Origin of the sequence: Kitasatospora sp. NPDC087861 (assembly GCF_044742585.1) — a bacterium.
Classification (GTDB): domain Bacteria; phylum Actinomycetota; class Actinomycetes; order Streptomycetales; family Streptomycetaceae; genus Kitasatospora.
Map to the genome: position 1 here is coordinate 288,342 of NZ_JBIUUS010000002.1, position 21,524 is coordinate 309,865.

The 21,524-nt window shown below is 74.3% G+C and carries 18 protein-coding genes; 9 read left to right on the top strand and 9 right to left on the bottom strand.

Annotated features, from left to right (window positions below):
• Window positions 1–69 precede the first annotated feature (69 nt).
• The 4 genes from ACIOJE_RS03985 to ACIOJE_RS04000 all read left to right on the top strand — a co-directional run bounded on the left by ACIOJE_RS03985 (window position 70) and on the right by ACIOJE_RS04000 (window position 4,691).
• Window positions 70–468, top strand: coding sequence for a nuclear transport factor 2 family protein (locus tag ACIOJE_RS03985; RefSeq protein ID WP_280681378.1), 399 nt, complete (start codon window positions 70–72; stop codon window positions 466–468).
• 4 nt (window positions 469–472) lie between these two features.
• The gene (locus tag ACIOJE_RS03990; protein ID WP_400773131.1) at window positions 473–2,551 is read left to right on the top strand and encodes an amino acid adenylation domain-containing protein; all 2,079 of its coding nucleotides are present in this window, start codon (window positions 473–475) and stop codon (window positions 2,549–2,551) included.
• Window positions 2,548–3,783, top strand: coding sequence for a cytochrome P450 (locus ACIOJE_RS03995; RefSeq protein WP_280681382.1), 1,236 nt, complete (start codon window positions 2,548–2,550; stop codon window positions 3,781–3,783). Before ACIOJE_RS03990 ends, ACIOJE_RS03995 begins: the two co-directional genes overlap by 4 nt.
• 149 nt (window positions 3,784–3,932) lie before the next feature.
• Entirely contained in the window at window positions 3,933–4,691 is a 759-nt protein-coding gene (locus tag ACIOJE_RS04000) for a thioesterase II family protein (RefSeq protein WP_400773134.1), read from the top strand.
• Between the two features lie 233 nt (window positions 4,692–4,924).
• On the opposite strand, the gene ACIOJE_RS04005 is transcribed toward ACIOJE_RS04000, so the two are convergent.
• Window positions 4,925–5,098, bottom strand: a complete 174-nt coding sequence (locus ACIOJE_RS04005; RefSeq protein WP_280681386.1) for a hypothetical protein — start codon at window positions 5,096–5,098, stop codon at window positions 4,925–4,927.
• 419 nt (window positions 5,099–5,517) lie between these two features.
• On the opposite strand from ACIOJE_RS04005, the gene ACIOJE_RS04010 reads away from it, so the two are divergent.
• On the top strand, window positions 5,518–6,387 hold the full coding sequence (locus tag ACIOJE_RS04010; RefSeq protein ID WP_400773136.1) for a DUF1906 domain-containing protein: 870 nt from the start codon (window positions 5,518–5,520) through the stop codon (window positions 6,385–6,387).
• Between the two features lie 472 nt (window positions 6,388–6,859).
• Here ACIOJE_RS04010 and ACIOJE_RS04015 read toward each other — a convergent pair whose 3' ends face one another.
• A complete protein-coding gene (locus ACIOJE_RS04015; protein WP_400773407.1) occupies window positions 6,860–7,897 on the bottom strand; it encodes an aldo/keto reductase in 1,038 nt (345 codons plus the stop codon).
• Window positions 7,898–8,009: 112 nt separating this feature from the next.
• On the opposite strand from ACIOJE_RS04015, the gene ACIOJE_RS04020 reads away from it, so the two are divergent.
• Window positions 8,010–8,699, top strand: coding sequence for a TetR/AcrR family transcriptional regulator (locus tag ACIOJE_RS04020; RefSeq protein WP_280681390.1), 690 nt, complete (start codon window positions 8,010–8,012; stop codon window positions 8,697–8,699).
• Window positions 8,700–8,789: 90 nt separating this feature from the next.
• On the opposite strand, the gene ACIOJE_RS04025 is transcribed toward ACIOJE_RS04020, so the two are convergent.
• Together ACIOJE_RS04025 and ACIOJE_RS04030 are read right to left on the bottom strand one after the other, a co-directional pair.
• The gene (locus tag ACIOJE_RS04025; RefSeq protein ID WP_400773139.1) at window positions 8,790–9,866 is read right to left on the bottom strand and encodes a TerD family protein; all 1,077 of its coding nucleotides are present in this window, start codon (window positions 9,864–9,866) and stop codon (window positions 8,790–8,792) included.
• A gap of 91 nt (window positions 9,867–9,957) precedes the next feature.
• A complete protein-coding gene (locus ACIOJE_RS04030; protein ID WP_400773409.1) occupies window positions 9,958–11,121 on the bottom strand; it encodes a cytochrome P450 in 1,164 nt (387 codons plus the stop codon).
• A 91-nt stretch (window positions 11,122–11,212) separates the two neighbouring features.
• On the opposite strand from ACIOJE_RS04030, the gene ACIOJE_RS04035 reads away from it, so the two are divergent.
• Window positions 11,213–12,472, top strand: a complete 1,260-nt coding sequence (locus ACIOJE_RS04035) for a pyroglutamyl peptidase (protein WP_400773141.1) — start codon at window positions 11,213–11,215, stop codon at window positions 12,470–12,472.
• Between the two features lie 33 nt (window positions 12,473–12,505).
• Here the strand turns inward: ACIOJE_RS04035 and ACIOJE_RS04040 are convergent, their stop codons facing one another.
• Entirely contained in the window at window positions 12,506–13,006 is a 501-nt protein-coding gene (locus ACIOJE_RS04040; RefSeq protein WP_280681396.1) for an inorganic diphosphatase, read from the bottom strand.
• A 107-nt stretch (window positions 13,007–13,113) separates the two neighbouring features.
• Here ACIOJE_RS04040 and ACIOJE_RS04045 point away from each other — a divergent pair, with 107 nt between their 5' ends.
• Window positions 13,114–13,932 (top strand): hypothetical protein, encoded by an 819-nt coding sequence (locus tag ACIOJE_RS04045; protein WP_280681398.1) that lies wholly within the window; start codon window positions 13,114–13,116, stop codon window positions 13,930–13,932.
• 146 nt (window positions 13,933–14,078) lie between these two features.
• Here the strand turns inward: ACIOJE_RS04045 and ACIOJE_RS04050 are convergent, their stop codons facing one another.
• From ACIOJE_RS04050 to ACIOJE_RS04065, 4 genes are all read right to left on the bottom strand, one after another.
• The gene (locus ACIOJE_RS04050; protein WP_400773143.1) at window positions 14,079–15,965 is read right to left on the bottom strand and encodes a CocE/NonD family hydrolase; all 1,887 of its coding nucleotides are present in this window, start codon (window positions 15,963–15,965) and stop codon (window positions 14,079–14,081) included.
• Window positions 15,962–16,375 carry a cupin domain-containing protein gene (locus ACIOJE_RS04055; protein ID WP_400773145.1) on the bottom strand — a complete coding sequence of 138 codons (414 nt, stop codon included), beginning with the start codon at window positions 16,373–16,375 and terminating at the stop codon, window positions 15,962–15,964. Before ACIOJE_RS04055 ends, ACIOJE_RS04050 begins: the two co-directional genes overlap by 4 nt.
• Window positions 16,376–16,505: 130 nt before the next feature.
• A complete protein-coding gene (locus ACIOJE_RS04060; protein WP_280681404.1) occupies window positions 16,506–17,240 on the bottom strand; it encodes a Mut7-C RNAse domain-containing protein in 735 nt (244 codons plus the stop codon).
• Window positions 17,241–17,454: 214 nt separating this feature from the next.
• Entirely contained in the window at window positions 17,455–18,762 is a 1,308-nt protein-coding gene (locus ACIOJE_RS04065) for an MFS transporter (RefSeq protein WP_400773147.1), read from the bottom strand.
• Between the two features lie 329 nt (window positions 18,763–19,091).
• Here ACIOJE_RS04065 and ACIOJE_RS04070 point away from each other — a divergent pair, with 329 nt between their 5' ends.
• Window positions 19,092–21,500: a molybdopterin cofactor-binding domain-containing protein gene (locus ACIOJE_RS04070; protein ID WP_400773149.1), complete on the top strand. Its 2,409-nt coding sequence runs from the start codon at window positions 19,092–19,094 to the stop codon at window positions 21,498–21,500.
• Window positions 21,501–21,524: the final 24 nt, after the last annotated feature.

Sequence of the window (21,524 nt, forward strand, 5' to 3'; positions counted from 1 at the left end):
CTCGGCATGGTCCACACCCTCCCCCATCCCGACGAAACGCCGGCACCACCGGCACCACCGGAAACCCCGGTGGCCGCGGCAACCCTGACGGCCCCGGCCGACCCGGCGACCCCGGCGCTGGGGGTGTCCCAGGTCCGCCGGTACTACCAGCTCGTCGACGCCGGGGACGTGCCCGCGCTGGTCGCCCTGTTCACCCCGGACGCCCGCTACCACCGCCCCGGGTACCAACCCATGGTCGGGCATGCCGAACTGGAACGCTTCTACCGCGACCAGCGGGTGATCCGCACCGGCGTGCACACCCTGGCCACCGTGGTCACGACCGACGACGAGGTGGCGGTGCACGGCCTGTTCCGCGGCGTGCTGCACGACGGCGGTGAGGTCGAGCTGCGGTTCGCGGACTTCTTCCGGATGACGCCGCAGGGCCGCATCGCCTCGCGGGACACCTTCTTCCACGTGCCGGCGGTCTGAGGCGGTGGACGCACCCGGTGACACCGCGCACCACGTGCGGCGCATCGGCCGCCGCGACGACCGCCCACCGAACAGCGCCGACATCGCCGACAGCGGCGACAGCGGTACCGGCGGCGACAGCGACGGCCCACGCGGTCGCGCGTTCAACCCCGACGGGGACACTTCAGCACACGAAAGCGGGAAGCAGTTGACCAAGACGGTCTTCACCTCCGACATCCCGGCGTTCGTCGGCAGCGGACGGCCACCGTTCGACGCACGGGCCATCCACGAACTGGTCGCCGAACAGGCGGAGCGGGCCCCGCACGCGCCCGCCGTCACCTGCGACGGACGGACCCTGACCTATCAGCAGCTCAACGACCGCGCCAACCGGCTCGCCGGGCGTCTGCGAGCGGCCGGACTGGCGCCGGAGGACGTCGTAGGCGTGCTGGTGCCGCGGTCGCCGGAGCTGATCGTGGCCCTGCTCGCCGTCCTCATCGCGGGCGGGGCGTACCTCGGCCTCGAACCGGACGACCCGGCCAGCCGCCACGCGCTGCTGCTCAAGGACGCCGGCGCGGGCATGGTGATCGCCGAAGCGGCCCTGCGGGAGCAACTGCCGGGCACGGTCGTCACGGTGACGGAAGGCTGCCCGACGCAGGAGCCGGCCACCGGGCCGGCGGTTCCGGCCCGCCCCGGCGACCCGGACCGGCTCGCCTACGTCAGCTACACCTCGGGCTCCACCGGCGAGCCCAAGGGTGTCGGCGTACCCCACCGGGCGATCGATCGGCTCGTCCGGGGTGCGGACTGGATGGACGTCCGCGCCGAGGACGTCTTCTTCCACCTCGCGCCGGTCGCGTTCGACGCGTCCACGTTCGAGATCTGGGCCCCCCTCGTCAACGGCTGCCGGCTGGTCCTCTTCCCCCCGGTCGCCATCACGCTGGAGCACGTGGCGCGCGTCGTCCGTGCCGAGCGTGTGACGGTCCTGCTGCTGACCACCGGGCTCTTCCACCAGATGGCGAGCTCCCACCTGGAGGCGTTCGCCGACGTGCGGCACGTCCTCACCGGGGGCGACGTGGCCTCGCCGGGCCATGTCCAGCACCTGCTGGCCCGCTACCCGGAGCTGCTCTTCACCAACGGCTACGGACCGACCGAGAACACCACGTACACGACCTGCTGGACCAGCAGCACCCTCCCGGAGCTGCGGAGCGTGCCGATCGGCCGCCCGATCAGCGGCACCAGGGTCGCCGTGCTCGACGACGACCTCAGGCCGGTGCCCGTCGGCGAGTGCGGGGAGCTGTACGTGGCCGGGGCGGGCCTGGCCCGCGGCTACCTGGGCCGCCCGGCCGCAACGGCCGAACGGTTCCTGCCCGATCCGTTCGGGACCGAGCCGGGGGCCCGGATGTACCGGACCGGCGACCTCGTGCGATGGCTGCCGGACGGCACGCTGGAGTTCGTCGGACGCGCGGACGACCAGGTCAAGGTCCAGGGCTACCGCGCCGAACCGCGCGCCGTCGAGGTCGAGCTGGAACGGCTCGCCGGGGTGCGGCACGCGGTCGTGCTGCCGCAGGCCGATCCGGCGGGCGGCACCCGGCTCCTGGCCTACGTCGTGCCCGCGGAGCCCGATCCGGCGGGTTCCGCCGACCTCGGCCGGCGGCTGCGCCACGAACTGCGGGACAGGCTGCCGGGCTACCTGATTCCCTGGGCGATCCTCGTCCGTCCCGAGCTGCCGGTGAACCGCAACGGCAAGATCGACCGCCGGGCCCTGCCCACCGCCACCCGGGTACCGCGCAACGTGGCCAACGAGTTCGTCCCGCCCCTCACCGAGGTGCAGACGCGACTGGCCGAGTTGTGGGGCGACGTCCTCGGCGTCGAACCGGTCGGCGTCGACGACGACTTCTTCGACCTCGGCGGACACTCCCTGCTGGCCACCGACCTCCTGGTCGCCACCCAGCGCGAGTTCGACGTGGACCTCCCCGCGCAGACCCTGTACCTGTCGCCGACCGTCGCCGAGCTGGCGACGGCCCTCACCGCCCGGATACGGACGGCGGGCCCGGACGGCCCGACGGGGGGCCCGGCCGACGGGGCACGGGCGGAGCAGCCCCGATGACGGCGGTTCCCCCGACCACGCGATGCCCGGTCCTCTCCCCGCAGCCGGTCGATCTGATCGACCCCGACCTCTACCACGCGGGCGGGGCACACGAGGTGTGGCGACGGCTGCGCCGCCACGCCCCGGTGAGCTGGCAGCCGGTCGGCGACATCGGCTACTGGTCGATCGTCGGTTACGCGGAGGCCAACCGGGTGCTCCGCGACCACGACACGTTCACCTCCGAACAGGGCACCCTGCTCAACCTCCTCGGCAAGGGCGACCCCGCCGGCGGCCGGCAGATGGCCGCGACCGACCCGCCCCGGCACTCGCACCTGCGTGGCCCGCTGCAGCAGGCGCTGTCGATCAAGACGGTGGAGAACGACCGGGAGGCCATCCGCCGGGTCGTCGTCGAGCTGCTCCGGCCGTTGGCCGACGGCGGCCCGTTCGACTTCGCCGCCGCCATGGCCACCCTGCCGATGGCGGTGATCGGCACCATGATGGCGCTACCGGAACAGGACTGGCCGCGGCTGGTCCGGCTCGCCCACGCCTGCATCGCCGCGGACGACCCCGAGTTCCAGCTCGCCGCCGGACCACGGGCCACCCTCGTGACCGCCCACCGCGAACTGTTCGCCTACTTCCAGGACATCGTCACCGCGCGTCGGCGCGCACCGGGTGACGACCTGATCAGCGTGCTGCTCACCATGGAACTGGACGGACGCCGACTGTCGCCGGGCGAGATCGTGTCCAACTGCTACAGCCTGCTGCTCGGTGCGACCGTCACCACCGCCCAGCCACCGATCGCGGCGATGGTCGAACTGGCCGGGACCGCGGTCCTGGACGACTGGGCGGCACACCCGGAACTGCTCGGCAGCGGCGTGGAGGAGGCACTGCGATGGGCTTCGCCCACCCAGCACTTCATGCGCCACGCCACCCGCGACGTCGAGATCCGGGGTGTGCCGATCCCCGCGGGGGACGCGGTCGTCGTGTGGTTGGGGTCGGCCAACCGCGACGAGACCGTGTTCGCCGACCCGGACACCTTCGACATCCGACGGCGACCCAACAAGCACATCGCGTTCGGCGTCGGCGCGCACTACTGCATCGGACACACCGTCGCACGGGTGGCCCTGCGGATCCTGTTCGCCGAACTGCTCGGCCGGTTCACCGGCTTCGAACTCGCCGGTGCACCGCGGCGCATGCGCTCGAACATCATCGCGGGCTTCTCGCACCTGCCGATCACCGCGCGGACCCGATAGGAGCCGGCGCCTCGCCGCCGCCTGCCGCCACCACGGCCGCTGTCACCGCCGCCACCAGCACCACAACCGCCTTCACCACAACCGCCTTCGCCGCTGCCGGCATCACCGCAGCCGAACCCGAGAAGAAGCCCCCGAACGGAAGGTCATCAGTGGACGCTCCGACGGCCCGTACCCGCAACAAGTGGTTCCTGCGCGAGCCGTCGCCGGTGGCACCGGCGCGGCTGTTCTGCCTGCCCTACTCCGGGTGCGGAGCGAGCATGTACCGCCAGTGGCCGTCATCGGTCGACGGCGTCGAGGTCTGCCCCGTGCAGCTGCCCGGCCGGGAGAACCGGATGCGCGAGCCCGCCCACACCACCTACGAGGCGCTGGCCGACGACCTCTGCGAAGCGCTGCGCCCCTACCTGGACCGTCCCTACGCGCTGTTCGGGCACTGCGGCTCCGCGTTGGCGGCGTACGAGACCGCCGTACGGCTGGTCCAGAGGGGCTGTCCCGCCCCGACCCAGGTGTTCGTCTCCGCCGAGGTCGCGCCGCAGGACGGCCCCTACGGCCGCTTCCTCGGCATGAGCGACGACGAACTGGCCGCCGAACTGCGTCAGCTCGTCGCGGAACTGGGCGGCACCCTGGAACCGAGCCTGCTCGCGCTCTACCTCGGCGTCCTGCGGAACGACGTCGACATGAACAAGCGGTATCACGTGGCGCAGCCGGTCCGGCTGCCGTGCCCGATCACCGCCATCGGCTGGACCGAGGACACGGGCATCGCGCCGTCGCTGATGACCGGCTGGTCGGCCTGCGGCGAAGCGACCTTCGAACTCCTGGAGGGAGGCCACTACCGCTTCATCGAGGCGCCGGCGGAACTACTGGCGCTCCTGGTCGCGGATCTGACGCCCACCCGGTCCCGCCCCCTCTGACACTCGGCTCAAGGCCTCATGGTGAAGCCTCGCAGCTCGGCTCCCCGGGAGTCAGGTCACACTTCGGCCCGGCAGTTCACTGGGCATCCACCAAGTCCCGCCTGCCGAAGGCCCCTTCAGGCCGACGTACAGCACCTCCCCGCCCCCGCGCGATCGCGGGCCTGGTGGCGCCGGGCGACGACGGCGCGCTCGTCGTCGCCCGGCGCGGACGGGTTCGACCCGCCCGGTCGTGCTCAGGATTCGCGGAGTCGGATGTCGTTGCCGTCGCCCCAGGAGGACACGCCGCCGACGGAGTCCGTGGTCTCGTAGCAGGTCCTCGGGAAACCGGCGCCCTTGCGCCACTTGGCCTGCTGGCCCTCGCCGCCGAGGGTGTACCGGCCCTTGGCGGCCCGGCGGGTCAGCTTCACACCGTGGCCCTGGACGAAGGTGCCGTCCGGGTCACTGTTCAGGAAGCCCTGGATCTCATGGCGACCAGCTCCACCAGCGCGTCGGCGTCGACGTAGCCGGCACGGCGTTTGGCGGTCGTGCGGTAGAACGTCTTGAGGACGGCGCCCGCAGCGTCGGGCCTGGCGGGGCGCCAGGCCCTGCCCGCTCGTCGTGCTCCTCGGCTCCATCCGCCACCCCTCGCCGGGCACCGTCACCTGCTCGTAGACGGGGGCGTCCTCCTTGGCCCTGGCCTGGTACGCACCCTCGGGCTGCTTGACGCCCAGGGCCGGCGCAGGACGACGGGTGCGCGGGGCCGACGGGTGGAGATTCCGAGTGAGCGGGACGCGGCACGTCGGCATGTCGGCACGGCGGGCCCGCGGTCGACGGCTAGGACGGAAGGATGCGACTTCCCTCACCGGCCGCGCTGCTGGCGGTTCCGCTCGTCATGCTCACCAGCGCCGTCCACGGCGCCGCGCCCGTATCGGCGGCGGAACCCTCGGCCGCCCGTCCCACGCCCGTTGCCGTGCCGCCTCCCGTGTCCTCGGAACCACTGCCGGAGTACCGGTTCACCGGGGCGGGCTTCGACGCCTGCTCGGCCCCGTCGGCGGAGGCGTTGTCCGTCTGGCGCACCGTCTCTCCGTACGGTGCGGTGAACATCTACAGCAGCGGCAGCCAGCGCCACTGCGAGCAGACCCGGTTGACGCCGCAGTGGGTCGCCATCGTCCGGGCGATGGGATGGAAGCTGGTGCCCACGCACGTCGGGCTCCAGGCGCCCTGCGCCGAGCGGGAGGACAAACCGCTGCGGATCGACCCGGACCGGGCCGGGGAGCAGGGCGGACGGGAGGCGGGCGAGGCGGCGGCGGCGTTGCGGGCGCTGGGCCTGGGGCCGGGCAGCCCGGTGTACCTCGACATCGAGGCCTACCCGACGGGCGACGCGGTGTGCAGCCGGGCGGTGGTCGACTTCACCGTCGGCTGGACCCAGGCCCTGCACGCGGCCGGGTACCGGTCGGGCTTCTACTCCAGCATGAACTCCGGCATCGCGGACGTCGTCGCCGCCGTCCGGGCCGGACGCGCGCCGATGCCCGACGCGATCTGGTACGCCCGCTGGGACGGGCGCCCCACGACCAGCGGGCAGGCCGGGCTGCCCGACGACCTGTGGACCGGCCACCGCATCCACCAGTACCGGGGCAGCGCCGACGAGACGTACGGCGGCGTGACCCTCAGCGTCGACCCCGATGCGCTGGACGGGCTGGTAGCCGGCGGCGCCTGAGCCATGACGGGCGGGGCCGGAACGGGCGTGACGGCGTCCTCGCGGTCCAGGCGCTCCAGGGCGCGCTGCGCGGTGTCGTTGCCGTGGCGGCCGACGGGCAGCGGCCGGGCCTGTCTCCGCCACCCACACCGTGCCGAACCCCAAGTCGTCGGCCACCTCGACCTGTTCCAGGAAGTTGCGGAACACCGTGGCGTGCGACGGATGGGCATCGCCTGGCTGCGCCTGCGTCAGGCTGCAGAAGAGGTCGAACTTCATCCGCTTTTCTCCGGATAGGGGCCCGCGGTGGACCGGTCTCGCCCGCAGGTTCGCATGCCGATGCGCGCTCCTTCTCTCCAGTCCCGGCCGTCACTGGTACTCGTCGCGCACACCGACCGGGTGTGCGGCCTGAGCCGGGCATCGGATCCGCGGAGCGCAGCGGCCGAGCTCCCGGGCCTGCTGACCAGTGAAAACCAGTGAGCACGGTTCTCGCAGGTCAGCCGGCCAGCGGCGGGTTCAGCCGGGCGAAGGCCTCCTGGCGCCGGTAGGGGAAGTACGGGTACGGCGCGGTGCGGGCGCTCGCCGCGTCCAGCCGGGCGACCTGCTCGTCGGTCAGCGACCAGCCGACCGCGCCGAGGTTCTGCCGCAGCTGCTCCTCGTTGCGGGCGCCGATGATGACCGAGGAGACGGTCGGGCGGCGCAGCAGCCAGTTGATCGCGATCTGCGGGATGCTGCGGCCGGTCTCGGCGGCGATCTCGTCGAGCACGTCGACCACCTGGTAGAGCAGCTCGTCCTCGACCGGCGGGCCGTAGTCGGCGGTGTCGTGCAGGCGGCTGCCGGCCGGGAGCGGCCGGCCACGCCGGATCCGGCCGGTGAGGCGGCCCCAGCCGAGCGGGCTCCAGACCAGGGCGCCGACGCCCTCCTCCTGGGCGAGCGGCATGAGCTCCCACTCGTAGTCGCGGCCGACCAGCGAGTAGTAGACCTGGTGGGCGGCGTAGCGGGGGCGGCCGTAGCGCTCGGAGACGGCCAGGGACTTCATCAGCTGCCAGCCGGAGAAGTTGGAGACGCCGGTGTAGCGGATCTTGCCGGCCCGGACCAGGTCGTCCAGGGTGGCCAGCACCTCCTCGATCGGGGTGCCGGCGTCGAAGGCGTGGAGCTGGAAGAGGTCGAGGTAGCCGGTGTCGAGGCGGCGCAGCGCGTCGTCCACGGCCTTGGTGAGGCGGGCCCGGGAGGTGCCGGCGTCCTGCGGGCCGTCGCCGGTGGGCAGGCCGGCCTTGGTGGAGACGAGCACCTGGTCGCGGCGGCCGCGGATGGCCTGGCCGAGGACCTCCTCGGAGGCGCCGTCGGAGTAGACGTCGGCGGTGTCGAACAGGGTGACTCCGGCGTCGATGGCGATGTCGAGCAGGCGGCGGGCCTCCTGGACGTCGGTGGTGCCCCAGGCGCCGAACAGCGGTCCGCGGCCGCCGAAGGTGCCGGTGCCGAGGCTGAGCGCGGGGACCTTGAGTCCGGACGAGCCGAGTCGGCGGTATTCCATGGCGGTTTCCATGACAGTTCTCCCCTCGGAACCCCTTAACGGGATTCCCATTCCGCTAGGATGACTCGACCCTACCAGGGTGCGCCGATCTAATGGAACAGGAATCCCGTTAATGACTGCCGAGCCCCCCGCGCCGGACACTCCGGAGACCCCCGCCCCCGGAACGGCCACCCCTGGGACCCCCACCCCCGGGACGGCCACCCCCGGGACGGTCCGCCCAGGCGGCCGTACCGCCCGGGTCCGCGCCGCCGTCCTGCGGGCCGCCGAGGACGCCCTGGTCGAGCACGGCTTCAGCGGCCTCGACCTCGGCGACGTCGCCCAGCGGGCCGAGGTCGGCCGGACCACCGTCTACCGCCGCTGGGGCACCACCTCCGCGCTGGTCGCCGACCTGCTCACGGACATGGCCGAGCAGTCGCTGCCGCGCACCCGCACCGGTTCCCTCGCCGAGGACCTGCGGGCCAACGCCCGGCTCGTCCAGCGCACGCTCGCCGACCCCCGACAGGGGGCGCTGTTCCGCGCGGTGATCGTGGCCGCCACCTGCGACCCGGGCGCCGCCGAGGCCCTGCGGCGCTTCTACCTGCGTCGGGTCGAGGAGTGGGCGCCGTGCGTCACCGAGGCCGTCGAGCGCGGCGAACTCCCGCCCGACACCGATGAGTTCGAGGCGGTCCGGGCCGTCTCCGCACCCCTCTACTACCGGATGCTCACCACCGCCGAGCCCCTCGACGAGGCCGCCGCGGACCGCGCCGCGGCCGCCGCCGAGGCCGCCGCCCGGGCGGGGGCGTACCGGCGGCAGGACATCTGAGAACGCCGCAGGCCGCGCAGTTCGTCGAACTGCGCGGCCTGCGGTACACCGAGCCCGGTGGCGCCCTCCGGGGTCCGCCGGGCGAGCGGTCTAGAAGAAGCTGTCGTCGTCGCCCTCGTAGTAGTTGTTCACGACCACCTCCGGCGCGTCGTCGCTGAACGCCTCGTTGAGCAGCGCGCCGCCGACCAGGCCGGCCGCGCCCGCGCCGATCAGGGCGCCGGTGCCGAAGCGGCGGCCGCCCTGGGCCGGCTGCCCCTGGGCGGGCTGGCCCTGACCCGGCACCTGCGGGTACCCCTGCTGGACCTGCTGCGGGTAGCCGGCCTGCGGCGGGGTGTAGAACGGCGGCACGGTGGTCTGCACCCGCTGGGCGCAGGCGGCGCAGGCCTCGATCTGGCGCGGCACGCCCCACTGCGGCGACCACAGCACCGCCGTCGAGCCGAGGCCGTGCGAGGGGTCGAAGAAACACGTCACGGGGGAACTCCCTGCTGCTGGCTGGGTCATCGGGACAGCGGGCGGCGCGGTGGGCAAAGCCGGCACAGCGGCCGCGATCGGGGCCGGAGCCGCAGCCGGGGCCGCCGGGGCCGGGGTCGCGGGCGCGGCGGGCGCCGGCTGCAGGACGTCCACGCCGAAGTCGCCGGCGATGCCCGCGAGCCCCGACGCGTACCCCTGCCCGACGGCCCGGAACTTCCAGTCCGTGCCGTGCCGGTAGAGCTCGCCGAACACCATCGCCGTCTCGCTGCCGGACTCCGACACCACGTCGTACCGGGCCACCTCGACGCCGCCGTCCGGGTCGGCGAGCCGGACGTACGCCCCCCGGACCTGCCCGAAGCTCTGGCGCCGCTGCGCCGCGTCGTAGATCGCCACCGCGAAGACGATCTTCTCCACCCCGGCGGCGACCTCCGCGAGCCGGACGTCGATCTGCTCCTGGTCACCGCCGTCGGCGCTGCCGCCCTGGTGGCGGACCGAGCCGTCCGGGCTCTGCAGGTTGTTGAAGAAGACGAAGTGCTGGTCCGAGACGACCTTCCCGGAGGCGTCGCAGAGCAGCGCGCTGGCGTCCAGGTCGTACCCGGCGCCGGCCGTCCAGCCGAGGCCGACCCGCACGACCCGCACCCCGGGGGCCTGCTTACCCAGGGAGACGTTGCCGCCCTTCGTCAGGGCCACACTCATGGGACTTCCTCCACAACCGTCCGAATACCGCTGCTTGCGCCGTTCGACCACGACAACGCTGTAGAACTCGCGCCGGTTCCCGACCGCGGACTCAGTACCGGACGGGAAGTTCCAGCAGGCCACGGGCCCTCAGGGTCGGGCGGTGGCGCAGCTGCTCGGCCGGTACGTCCAGGACGAGGTCGGGGAAGCGGCGCAGCAGCACGGTCAGTGCGACAGCGGTCTCCATCCGGGCCAGCGGCGCGCCCAGGCAGTAGTGGATGCCGTGACCGAGGGCGAGGTGGCCGCTCTCGCGGCGGCGCAGGTCGAGCCGGTCGGGGTCGGTGAACTGCTCGGGGTCCCGGTTGGCGGAGGCGAGGGCGAGCAGCACGGTCTCGCCGGCCGGGACGGTGACGTCGCCGATGGTGACGTCCTCGCGCGGGAAGCGGCGGATGGCCAGTGGCGCGGGGCCGTCGAAGCGGGCGAACTCCTCGACGGCGCCGGCGATGAGCTCCGGTTCGTCGCGCAGGGCGGCGAGCTGCTCGGGGTGGGTGAGCAGCGCGAGGACGGCGTTGGCGATGAGGTGGACGGTGTTCTCGTAGCCGGCGAAGAGGATGAGGAAGGCGAGGGACGTCAGTTCGTCCTCGCTGAGCCGGTCCTGTTCGTCGCGGACGGCGATCAGGTCGGAGAGCAGGTCGTCGCCCGGCTCGGTGCGCTTGCGGTCGATCAGGCCGGTGAAGAATCCGAGCATCGCCTTGACGGCGGCGCGGGCCTGCTCGGGGCGCGAGGGGTCCGGGGTGATCAGCGTGTCGGTCCAGGCCCGGAAGTCGTGCCGGTCGTCCTCGGGGACGCCGAGCAGGTCGCAGATGACGGTGATCGGCAGCGGCGCGGCGTAGGCGGCGAGCAGGTCGGTGCGGCCCAGGGGCGCCACGGTGTCGAGCAGTTGCTCGGCGACGCGCTCGATCGGCCCGCGCAGGGCGCTGATCCGGCGCGGGGTGAAGGCCTGGACGACGAGGCGGCGGATGCGGGTGTGGTCGGGCGGGTCCATGTTCAGCAGGTTGGCGTCCAGCGCGGGCGGCAGCGCGAAGCCCCGGTAGTTGCCGGGCGCGGCGTGCGCCTTGTCGAGGGCCAGCCGGGGGTCGGCGAGGGCCTGGCGCACGTCCGGGTAGCGGGTCACCAGCCAGACGGGGAGTCCGTCCGGGCCGACGACCCGGTGGACGGGCGCATCGGCGCGCAGCTGGGTGTAGCCGCCATAGGGGTCGGCGATCAGGGCCTTCATGCTCAGGTCACGGGGTGTCACCTGGTCAGCCTACGGGTACGGCGAGGGCCCTCTGGCGGGGCGTCAGCCTCCGGACCTATTGTCAGGTGACATGACATCATTGCGCCGCGTCGCGACCCTGGCCGCCGCCCTCGCCGGCACGCTCGCCGCCCTGATCGCCCCGGTCACCGCCCAGGCCGCCCAGGGCGGCTGCCCGACCGTCGGCACGGCGCCGGTGGACGCCGAACAGGCCCGGCTCCAGGACCAGCGGACGGCCGCCTTCACCGAACGCTCCGGCCTGCGCGACCTGCTCCGGGGCTTCCCCGCCGCCCTGTGCGCCGCCCGGGACGCCGGCCAGGCGGAACGGGTCGCGGACAGGTGGGGGCGGGCGCTCTGGCAGGCCGGGGTGGACCGGGCCCAGGGTCGGCGCCCGAGCGGCGAACTGCCCGCCCGCGACGACCGCCCGCTGTACTGGACCAGGCTCGCCATGACCGTCCAACTGGCCCGCTGGCAACCCGGGTTCGAGGTCGACCCGACCGCGCTGCGGGCCCGCTTCGAGGACGCCTCCCGAGGCCTCGACGACGGCTTCACCGCCGCCCCGGGCATCCGGCGGATCTTCGTCAGCGGCTTCGACCCGTACGGCCTCGACACCGAACCGCGCCGCGCCAACCCCTCCGGCGCGGCCGTCCTGCAACTGCACGGTCGGCGGATCACCCTCGCCGACGGCAGCCCGGCCGAGGTCCGGGCCGTCCTCCTGCCGGTCCGCTACGGCGACTTCGACGACGGGATCGTCGAGCGCGCCTTCGGCCCGCACCTCGTGCCCGGCCGGCAGGCCGCGGACCTGATCACCAGCATCAGCCAGGGCTACCCGGGCCTGTTCACCCTGGAGGCCTGGGCCGGGCGGGCCCGCTCCGCCGACCCGGCCACCGACAACACCGGCACTCTCTCCGGCGGCACCCGGGAGCACCCGGTCACCGCCCCGGGCCTGGGCGACGGCCCGGAGTTCATCCGCACCACCCTGCCGACCGACGCCATGACGGCCGTCCAGCAGCCCTACCCCGTCCGCCTCAACACCACCGTCACCGAGATCCCCGAGGGCGCCGTCCTGCCCGTCGACCGCGAGGACGGGCCGACCCCCGGCTCCCGCGCGGTCTCCGGAGGCGGCGGCGGGTACCTCTCCAACGAGGTCGCCTACCGCTCCAACCGCCTCCGCCTCGACCTCGCCCCCGACCTCCCCGGCGGCCACCTGCACACCCCCGTCCTCACCGGCCTGCCCGCGCAACCGGACCGCCTCACCGCCCCCGAGTTCGAGCAGAACGAGGCCGCCATCGCCGACCAGGTCCGCGAGATCCTGCGCCACGCCCGGTTCTGACCCCGGGTCCCGGGGCCGCGCGCACGGTGGCACCTACCCCCGGTCGGCGTAGCGCGTGCCGGACGCACGGGCCCGGGACTCGGCGATCTGCGCGTACGCGGCCGCCCGGTCCGCCCAGTGCGAGCCCACCACCGACTTGCCGTGCTCCAGGTCCTTGTAGACCTGGAAGAAGTGGGTGATCTCCAGCAGGTCGAACCTGCGCAGGTCCTCGATGTCGCGCAGGCCGGCGTAGCGCGGGTCGTGCGCGGGCACGCACAACACCTTCTGGTCCGGCCCGCGTTCGTCCCGCATCACCCACATGCCGACCGCCCGGCAGGTGAGCACGCACCCCGGCACGGCCGGTTCCCCGCCGAGCACCAGCGCGTCCAGCGGCTCCCCGTCGCCGGCCAGGGTGCCCTCGACGTAGCCGTAGTCCGCGGGGTACCGGGTGGCGGTGAACAGGGTGCGGTCGAGGCGGATCCGGCCCACCGCGAAATCCATCACGTACTTGTTCCGCGACCCCTGCGGGGTCTCGATCATCACCTCGAACTCCACCGCGGCCTCCTCCTCGGCTCCTGGGGAGATTGTCCGCCGTCCCGGCCGTCCGGGCACCCTCCGCAAACGCCCTCCGCGGCCCGGTGGCGTCCGTTAGCATCCGGATCATGGGGAGTTGGCGGGTCACGGTCCAGAACCACCATCGACGGGGCGGCGGGCGGCCGCAGGGGCGCCCGGAGGGGCCGCTGGCCCGGCGGGGCGACCTGCAGCTGCACGGCCGGGACGGCGAGGTCAGCTGCGTCGACGAAGCGGGCCGGGTCCGCTGGCGGCACGCCTGCGCGGGGCGCCCGAACGCGGCCCACCTCTCCTCCGGCCGGGTGCTGGTCACCACCGACTCCTTCGAGTACACCGCCTGGGGCCACCTCGGCCCGGCCCTGCTGCTGGACCTCGACGACGGCGCCCTGGTCGCCGAGCTGCGCGGCGAGCGCGGCGCGGCCCTGGGCGGCGGCCGCTTCGTGCTCGGCCTGGAGGGCTACGGCGGCTTCGACACCTGGGCGTACGACCCGGACGGCGCCCTGGTCGACTCCTGGCGCAGCTACGGCCACTACGTGGTCGGCAGCGGCCTGCGCGTGGTCGAGACCGACCGCCGCCGGCCCACCGGGAGCCGGGTGGTGCGGCTGCTGCCCGGCGGCGGGATCGAGCACGGCCCGCTGCTCACCGACCCGCAGGCCCCCGCGCCGGTGGTGCTGGCCGACGGCACCGTCCTGGTGCTGGACGCGGGAGTGCTGCGCGCCGTCGGGCGCGACCTGGACGACACCGTGCTCGCCGAGTTGCTCCCCCTGGCCGACGAGGACCTGCACCGGTTCACCGGCACGCTGCGCCGTACGGCCGACGGCCTGGCCGTGACGCTCGTGGAGCGCCATCCGACCCGGATGGGCCGGTACACCACCCACCGCTGGGCCCTCGGCCTGGAGGCGCCGCGCTGAGGTGCACCTGACGGCTCGGCGCGTTGCCGGTTCCCGGGGCCGTGCCCGGACGACGGGCCGGACGGCGCGGCCTGTTCACCGCGCCGCCGTCCCCACGCCCCGGTCACCGCACCCCGGTCACGGCGCCCTGGGTCGCCCCACCCCGGTCACCGCACCACGGGCAGCTCCACGTACGACGGTCGGGCCCCGCCGTGCCCGATCCGGTAGCTCGCCCGGCCGTCGGCCGGGAGCAGCTGGAAGGAGTCGGGGTTGGCGGCGGCGACGGTGAGCCGGATCCGCTCGCCGGCCCGGAACAGCACCGCGACGGGCTGCAGGTCGATGGTGACCTGCTGGGCCCGGCCCTGCGGGAAGGGCGTCGCGTCGGTGGCCGCGTAGCTGCGGGGCGTGCGCAGCCGGCGCCAGTCGGGGTTGTCGTCCCGGTCGGCCACCGCCCGGTCGGCGAGGGCGAGTTGGCCCTCGGTCAGGTAGGTGACCCGGCCGTCGGGGGCGACGTCCTCCAGGTAGACGTGCAGGGCACCCTGGGCGGTGCCGTCGAGGCCGGTGACGTCCAGCGTGACGCGGCCGTTGCCGGTCACCCGGGTGTCCTCGGTCAGCGGCGGGGTGGTGTAGCTGAGGAGCTTGCCGTCCACCGCGGCCCGGTCGGGGTAACTGACCTGGTTTCCGGTGAGGTTGGTGTTCCAGCGGTCCAACGGGCCGGTGCCGGCGGTGGGGTCGAGGCGCAGCAGGTCGGCGCCGGCGCGGCGGTCGTCCGGTTCGGGCCGCCGGCGGCTGAGCGCGTTGTCCTCGCCGAGGTAGAGCCGCTGCGGGCGGGTGCCGGGCAGCGGCCAGCGGGTGGTGGTGCGCCAGACGCCCTCGTTGAAGGTGTAGTAGTGCAGCTGCCGGGTGCCGTCGGGGCGGGCGTCGCCCCGCACGTAGCGGTCGAAGAAGTCGATCGTCCGCTGGGCGATCTGGGCGCGTTCCTGGTCGGTCAGGTGGCGGGCGGGCTGGAACGGGTCGGCCAGGTAGCCCTGGCCGTGGCTCCACGGGCCGATCCAGGCGTCCTGGGTGTTGCCGAGGCCGGTGAACTGGGAGAGCACGCCGTTGGCGGTGCCCGCGTCCAGCCAGCCGGCGTCGGTCAGCACGGGGACGCCGCCGGCCTCGACGGCGTCGGCCTGCTCGCCGACGCTGCCGACGGTCCAGCTCTTCGGGCCGTCCCGGTAGTCGCGGTACACACCGGCGTGGGCCATGTCGACCAGGTTGGCGTTGCCCGCGTGCTCGGCGCGCGCGGCGGCCAGCAGCGCCGGTCCGTCCGGGCCGTCCACCGGCCGGGGCACGGCGCCGGTGAGGCCGGTGGCCTGGCAGACCTGCCGGGTCTGCTCGTCGGTGTCGCAGGTGGTGCCGCCGGCCTGGTCGAGGATGCTCAACAGCAGCGCGTACGGGGCGATCCGGGGTTCGATCAGCAGGCCGCCGGGGCGCACCAGGTCCTCGTACGGATCGAAGTCGTAGGAGATCGGTGCGGCGGCGGTGATGTGGTGGTTGCCGAGGGCGGTGGCGAGCATCGCGGTGTCGCCGCCGTAGGAGACGCCGGTGGTGCCGACCCGGCCGTTGGACCAGGGCTGGGCGGCGATCCAGTCGCTCAGCGGGCCGCTGTCGGCGACGGCGTCGGCGCCGAGTTCGGAGGTCAGGGTGCCGAAGGAGGCGCCGGTGCCGCGCAGGTCGGCGACCACGTAGGCGTAGCCGCGGGCGTTCCAGCCGTCGGCGTCGTTGCGGTAGCCGCCGTTGCCGGGCGACCCGGGGTAGACCCGGGCCCGCCAGTAACGCTGGGTGACCAGAATGGTGGGCAGGTTCGCGCCGGGCTTGGCGCCCTCGGGCAGCCAGACGTCCACGGCGAGGCGGACGCCATCGGGCATCGTCACGTAGCGCGACTGCAGGTGCGGCTCGGTCGGCCCGGTGGCCGGAGCGGCCGCGGCGGGCGCCACCGCGAGACCCAGGACGGCCGCAGCTGCGACGAACGCCGCCAGCGGGCGGCGCAGGATCCCCCCGGCCCGGCTCATCGGGCGGTCGCCTGCCAGGGGCCTTGCTCGGGCCTGGCCTCGGTGTCCGTCCCCGGCCAGGGCGGCATGGTGACGGCGACGATCCGCAGCGGCCGGTCCGCGTCCTCGTCGGCCCGGAACTGGAAGGCCGTGCCGAGCGGGATCGAGGCCGCCGTCCCGGGCGTGAGCCGGACGGTCTCCTCCCGTCCGGCCTGGCGCCGCCACAGCCGCCCGCTGCCCTCGGTGACCTGCCACAGCTCCTGCACGGTGGCGTGCGACACCGCGTGCGACACCTGCCCGGGCGCGAGCTCGAACACCGCGAGGCTCCCCCGCCCGTCCAGCACCAGCAACGGGAACACCGCAGACCCGTCCGGGGACGTCACCACGGGGACGTCATCGACGTCCGCTGTCTCGAACGGTTGCTGGCCCACCTGATGGCTCATCCGACCCGGCCTCTCTCGTATGACGGAGTACCTCGGTCTCGCCCCCCACCGCTGATGAGAACACGCCGCGCCGGGCACCCGCCACCCTCACTTTTCTCAGGGTCGCGGGCCTGCCGGGTCAGCCTTCCGAGGGAGCGCCGAAGTCGCGCAGGGCCTCGGTGACGATCGCGTCCAGCCGGGCGTGGTGGGCGCCGCGCCAGTAGGCCTGGCCGCAGTCGACGCACTGGGCGAAGGCGTCGTAGGAGCGCTCGGTGCCGTCCCGGAGCTGTTCGAGCACCGAGGTCTTGGCGGCCTCGCGCAGCACGCCGTTGCAGGTGGTGCAGCGGCTCCACGGGGCGAGCGGGGGCGCGAAGCGGGAGAGTACGTCGCGCAGCTGCTCGGCGGGGCGGTGGCTGTAGACGTAGGCGCCGGCCCACAGTTCGCGGCGGCGCAGCAGTCCGCGGTCGCGCGAGAGCAGGACGCGCTGTTCGGCGGCGGAGCGGGCGGCGAGCGCGGCGTCGCCGATGTCCGGGTTCTCGTAGGCCGCGTCGACGCCGAGCAGGCGCAGCCGGCGGGTCAGGGTGCCGAGGTGGACGTCCAGCAGGAAGCGCGGCGGGACGGGCGACGGCTGCGGCCTGGCCACGGCCCGGACGGTGACGTGCTCCTCGTCCACCGGGACGTACGAGTCGGGCACCGGGCGGCCGTCCACCAGCAGGCTGCCGACCTCGGTGAGCGGGACGCCCAGCGACTCGACCACGTGGCCGAGGGTCGAGGTGCCGTCGGTGCGCAGCGCCGAGCGGCCCGCCCGCCGGGGCCCGGAGACGAAGAGGTGCAGCTCGGGGGCGAAGTCGAGCCAGATCTGGGGTCGGTCCACGCGGCCAGCATGCCAGCGGTCGGCGGCCCGGGGCCACCGCTTTCCGATCGGCACCCGGAGCGGTCCCGCGTGCGCCCGGAGCGGTCCCGTGTGCGCCCGGAGCGGCTGCGGTCGGCGCGTGCGACGGCCGAGGCCAGGCCGGGCGGCGGCGGTGGTCCCCCCTTCGGGCCTCGGTCGCTCATCGGACCTCGGTCGCTCATCGGACCTCGGTCGCTCATGGGGCTTCGGTCGCCGCCACCCCGACGGCAGCGGACGTCCCGACGGCTGCGCCGGGTCGCGGGGGCGCGGTCGGCGCCGGGTGGCCGCGGTCGCGCTCGGCCCAGCGGACGACCGGTCCCATCGCATGCCCGGCCGCCAGGAAGAGGCCGCCCAGGACCAGCCAGCCCGCGAGCCCGCCGTCCAGCAGCAGGGTGGTCAGCAGCAGCGGCCCGAGCGTGCGGGCGACGGCCACGCCGGTGCCGAAGAAGCCCTGGTACTGGCCGATCCGCTCGGGTGGGGCGAGGTCGAAGCTGATCTGCCAGGAGCCCGCCGACTGCCGCATCTCCCCGATCACCTGGAGGACGGAGGCCGCCACCAGCAGTGCGGCGACCGCCCACACCGGCACGTCCAGGGCCGACAGGCCGAACACGGCGCACGAGGCCAACAGCACCACCCCGGCCGAGCGGACCGCCCGCGCGGCCGAGGCCAGGCCGGTGACGCCGCGCGCCGCCCGGACCTGGAAGACCAGCACGGCCACGGTGTTGAGGACGAACAGGGCCGAGCCGAGCCAGCCGATCCCGGGCGCGCGGTCGGCGATCCAGAGCGGGATGACCAGGCTGAGCAGCGGCATCCGCAGCAGCAGCACGGCGTTGACCAGCGCGACGGCGGCGTACCGGCGGTCCCGCAGGACGGCGAGGCGCGGCCCGGTGCCCGACTGCGCCGGGGCGGGCGGGACTTCGGGCAGTCGCAGCAGGATCAGCGCGCCGGCCAGGAAGCCGAGGGCGGTCACGGCGAAGGCGCCGAGGAACGCGGCCCGGGTGCCGACGGCGAGCGCGATGCCGCCGATGGCGGCGCCAACGGCCAGGCCCCCGTTCAGGGTTGACTGCAGGTGGGCGAGCAGGGCGGTGCGCCGGGCGGGCGGCACCAGGGCGCCGACCAGCGCCTGCCGGGCGGCGGTGAGCCCGGACTGCGTCGTCGCGTAGAGGCAGACCGCCACCAGGAACGGCGCGTAGGAGCGGATCACCAGGAAGGCGGCGACCACCACCGCCGTGGCCAGTGCGAGGGCCACCGCCGTACGGCGCGGGCCGCGGCGGTCGGCCAGGTGGCCGAGCGGGACGCCCGCCAATGAGCCGAGCGCCCAGGCGACGGCGAGGCCGAGGCCGAGCGCGGTCGCCGACATGCCGACGACGTGGGTGAAGTAGAGCGCGGAGCAGGTGTAGTAGGCGCCGTCCCCGACGGCGCTCACCAACTGGGCTGCGGCAAGCGTCCGTTGGGGTCCGGCGGGCGGGATGAGTCGGGGCTCCGGGGCACTGCTGGTCGACACGTCTCTCCTGGCTGGGGGGCGGCGCGCGGGCCGGGTGCTCGCAACCGTTCGCGGTCCAGCCTAGGAAGGAACCGGCCCAGCCGAAAGATCCAGTGATCAAGGAATTTCCTGGGCCACTTCCCACCCCCGCCGCACCGGCGGGCGAGGGCTGAACCCGCGTGCGACAGTTGCCGAACACCCCATCCACGGACCCGAAACGGGCCTCGCCCGCACGGTCGCCGCGCCGTCCGTACCCGCTCCGAATCCACTCCGCCCGGCCCCCGCCGAGCGGAGACCACCCCACCGGAGGGCCAACATTGACCGTATTGACCGGTCAGTAACGCCCTCCTATGCTCAACGGCGTTCGCGATCCGGCACCGGGCCCGGCGCCGTCGTGCCCGTCGTGCCCGTCCGGTCCGCCGTCGCCATCGGCTCCGTCCTCGGCTCGAAGGGCTTCTCCCATCAGTACTCCCCTCGCCCGCTCGGACGACACCGACCGCCCGGACGCCCCCGGCCGCCCGTGCGAGGCACCCGCACCGGCCGCCGCCGGCGCGGCCCGCCGCCGCTTCCTCACCTATCTCCTGGCCGCGCCGACCCTCACCGTCGGCGCCCGACTCGGCCTCGACGCCGCCGCGCCCGCCACCGCACAGGCCGCCGTCCGCACCGCCGCGGCCGCCCAGGACGCCACCGCCCCCGCGCAGTTGATCGGCCTTCCCGGCATCCCGGACATCCTGGACCTCGGCGACGCGCTGATCGTCGCCGGCCTGCCGACCTCGCACCTGCTGGTGCTCGAACTCACCCCCGCCGGGCGCGCGGTGCTGCACCTGCCCCGGCTGGAGGTCGGCCAGGGCCTCACCACCGCCATCGCGATGCTCGTCGCCGAGGAACTCGACGCCCGGCTCGGCGACGTGGACGTCCCGCTCTCCGACGGCCGCCCCGAACTGCTCTTCAACCAGCTGACCGGCGCCTCCAACTCGGTGCGCTCGCTCTACGACCCGGTGCGCGCCGCGGCCGCCGCCGCCCGCGCCCGGCTGGTGACCGCCGCCGCGCGGCGCTGGAACGTTCCCCCGGACACCCTGCGCACCGCCGACTCCGCCGTCCTCGCCCCCGACGGCCGCCGGGCCGGCTACGGCGACCTCGCCGCCGACGCCGCCGCCATCGCCGTCCCGGCCGTGTCCAGCAGCCCCAAGAGCGCCGACCGGCTGCGCCTGGTCGGCCGGCCCACCGGCCGGATCGACGCCCGCGACATCGTCACCGGCCGCGCCAAGTACGCCGGGGACCTCGCGATCCCGGGCGCCGTCCCCACCGTGGTCGCCCGCCCCACCACCATCAACGGCACCCTCCGGAGCCTGGACGCCTCGGCCGCCCGCACCATGCCCGGTGTGCTCGGCGTGGTACAGATCCCCAGCGGCGTCGCCGTCCTCGCCGAGACCTTCGACCAGGCCCTCAAGGCCCGCGACGCGCTGCGCACCTCGTGGAACCCGGGGCCGGTCGCCCACCTGTCCACCTCCGACATCCGCGCCCAACTGCGCGCCGCCCACGCGCCGTTCCTCATCCCGCCGCTGCTCACCCAGTACGTGGACGGCGAGTTCGACTTCGCCTTCGTCAACCACGCGCCGATGGAGGTGCTGACGGCCGTCGCCGACGTGCGGCCGAACCGGGCCGAGCTGTGGTTCGCCTCACAGACCCCGATCATCGCCCAGCAGACCATCGCCGCCGAACTCGGCCTCCCACAGGACGCCGTCACCGTCCATGTCGTGCGCGGCGGCGGCTCGTTCGGCCGGCGGCTGTTCTTCGACGCCGCCCTGGAGGCCGCCCAGATCTCCAAGGCCGCCGGCCGGCCGGTCAAGCTCATGTGGACGCGCAACGACGACATGCGCCACGGCCGGATGCGCCCGGCCAGCCACCACCGGATCCGGGCCACCTACGGGCTCGGCCAGGTACTCAGCTACGAACACCGCGCCGCCACCGTCAAGACCGACTTCCGGCACGGGCTCGGTGAGATGCTCACCGGCGCCGGCTTCAACCTCTCGCTGGCCGGGCTCAGCCTCGCCCAGGCCTTCTTCCTGCTCAGCGAGAAGAACCCGTACAACGTCGGCATCCCCACCCAACTGCTCGCCGAAGTGCCGCTGGACGTGCACACCGGCAGCTGGCGGTCGGTCTACTCCGGCACCGTCCGGGTCTCCGACGAGATCATGATGGACGAACTCGCCCGCCGGATGGGCCAGGACGCCGTCGCCTTCCGCCGCGCCCGACTGCGCAGCGCCGCCGGCCGGGCCGTCCTGGACACCGTCGCCAAGGCCGGGAACTGGGGCCGCCCGATGCCCCCCGGCCAGGCTCAGGGCATCGGCTACCACGACGAGAACAGCGGGTGCGCCGCCTACCTGGTCGAGCTGGACGCCACCGACCCGACCGATCCCCGGGTCACCAAGGCCGTGATCGCCGCCGACCTCGGCCGGGTCATCAACCCCACAGGCCTGGAAGCCCAGTTGACCGGCGCGCTGATCGACGGCATCTCGGTGATCCTGCACGCGGGCAACCACATCGACAACGGCGCCGTCCGCGAGGGAAGTTACGCCGACTTCCGGTACGCCCGACAACGGCACACCCCGCCGGTCGTCGAGATCCACCTCATGCCGCCGAGCGGACCTCCCGGCGGGGCGGGCGAGTTGGGCGTCCCGGCGGCCTCCGCCGCGGTCGCCAACGCCTACGCGCGCGCGACCGGCACCAGCCCGCGCTCCTTCCCCATCAACTTCTGACCCCCGGACCAAGGAACGCCAACT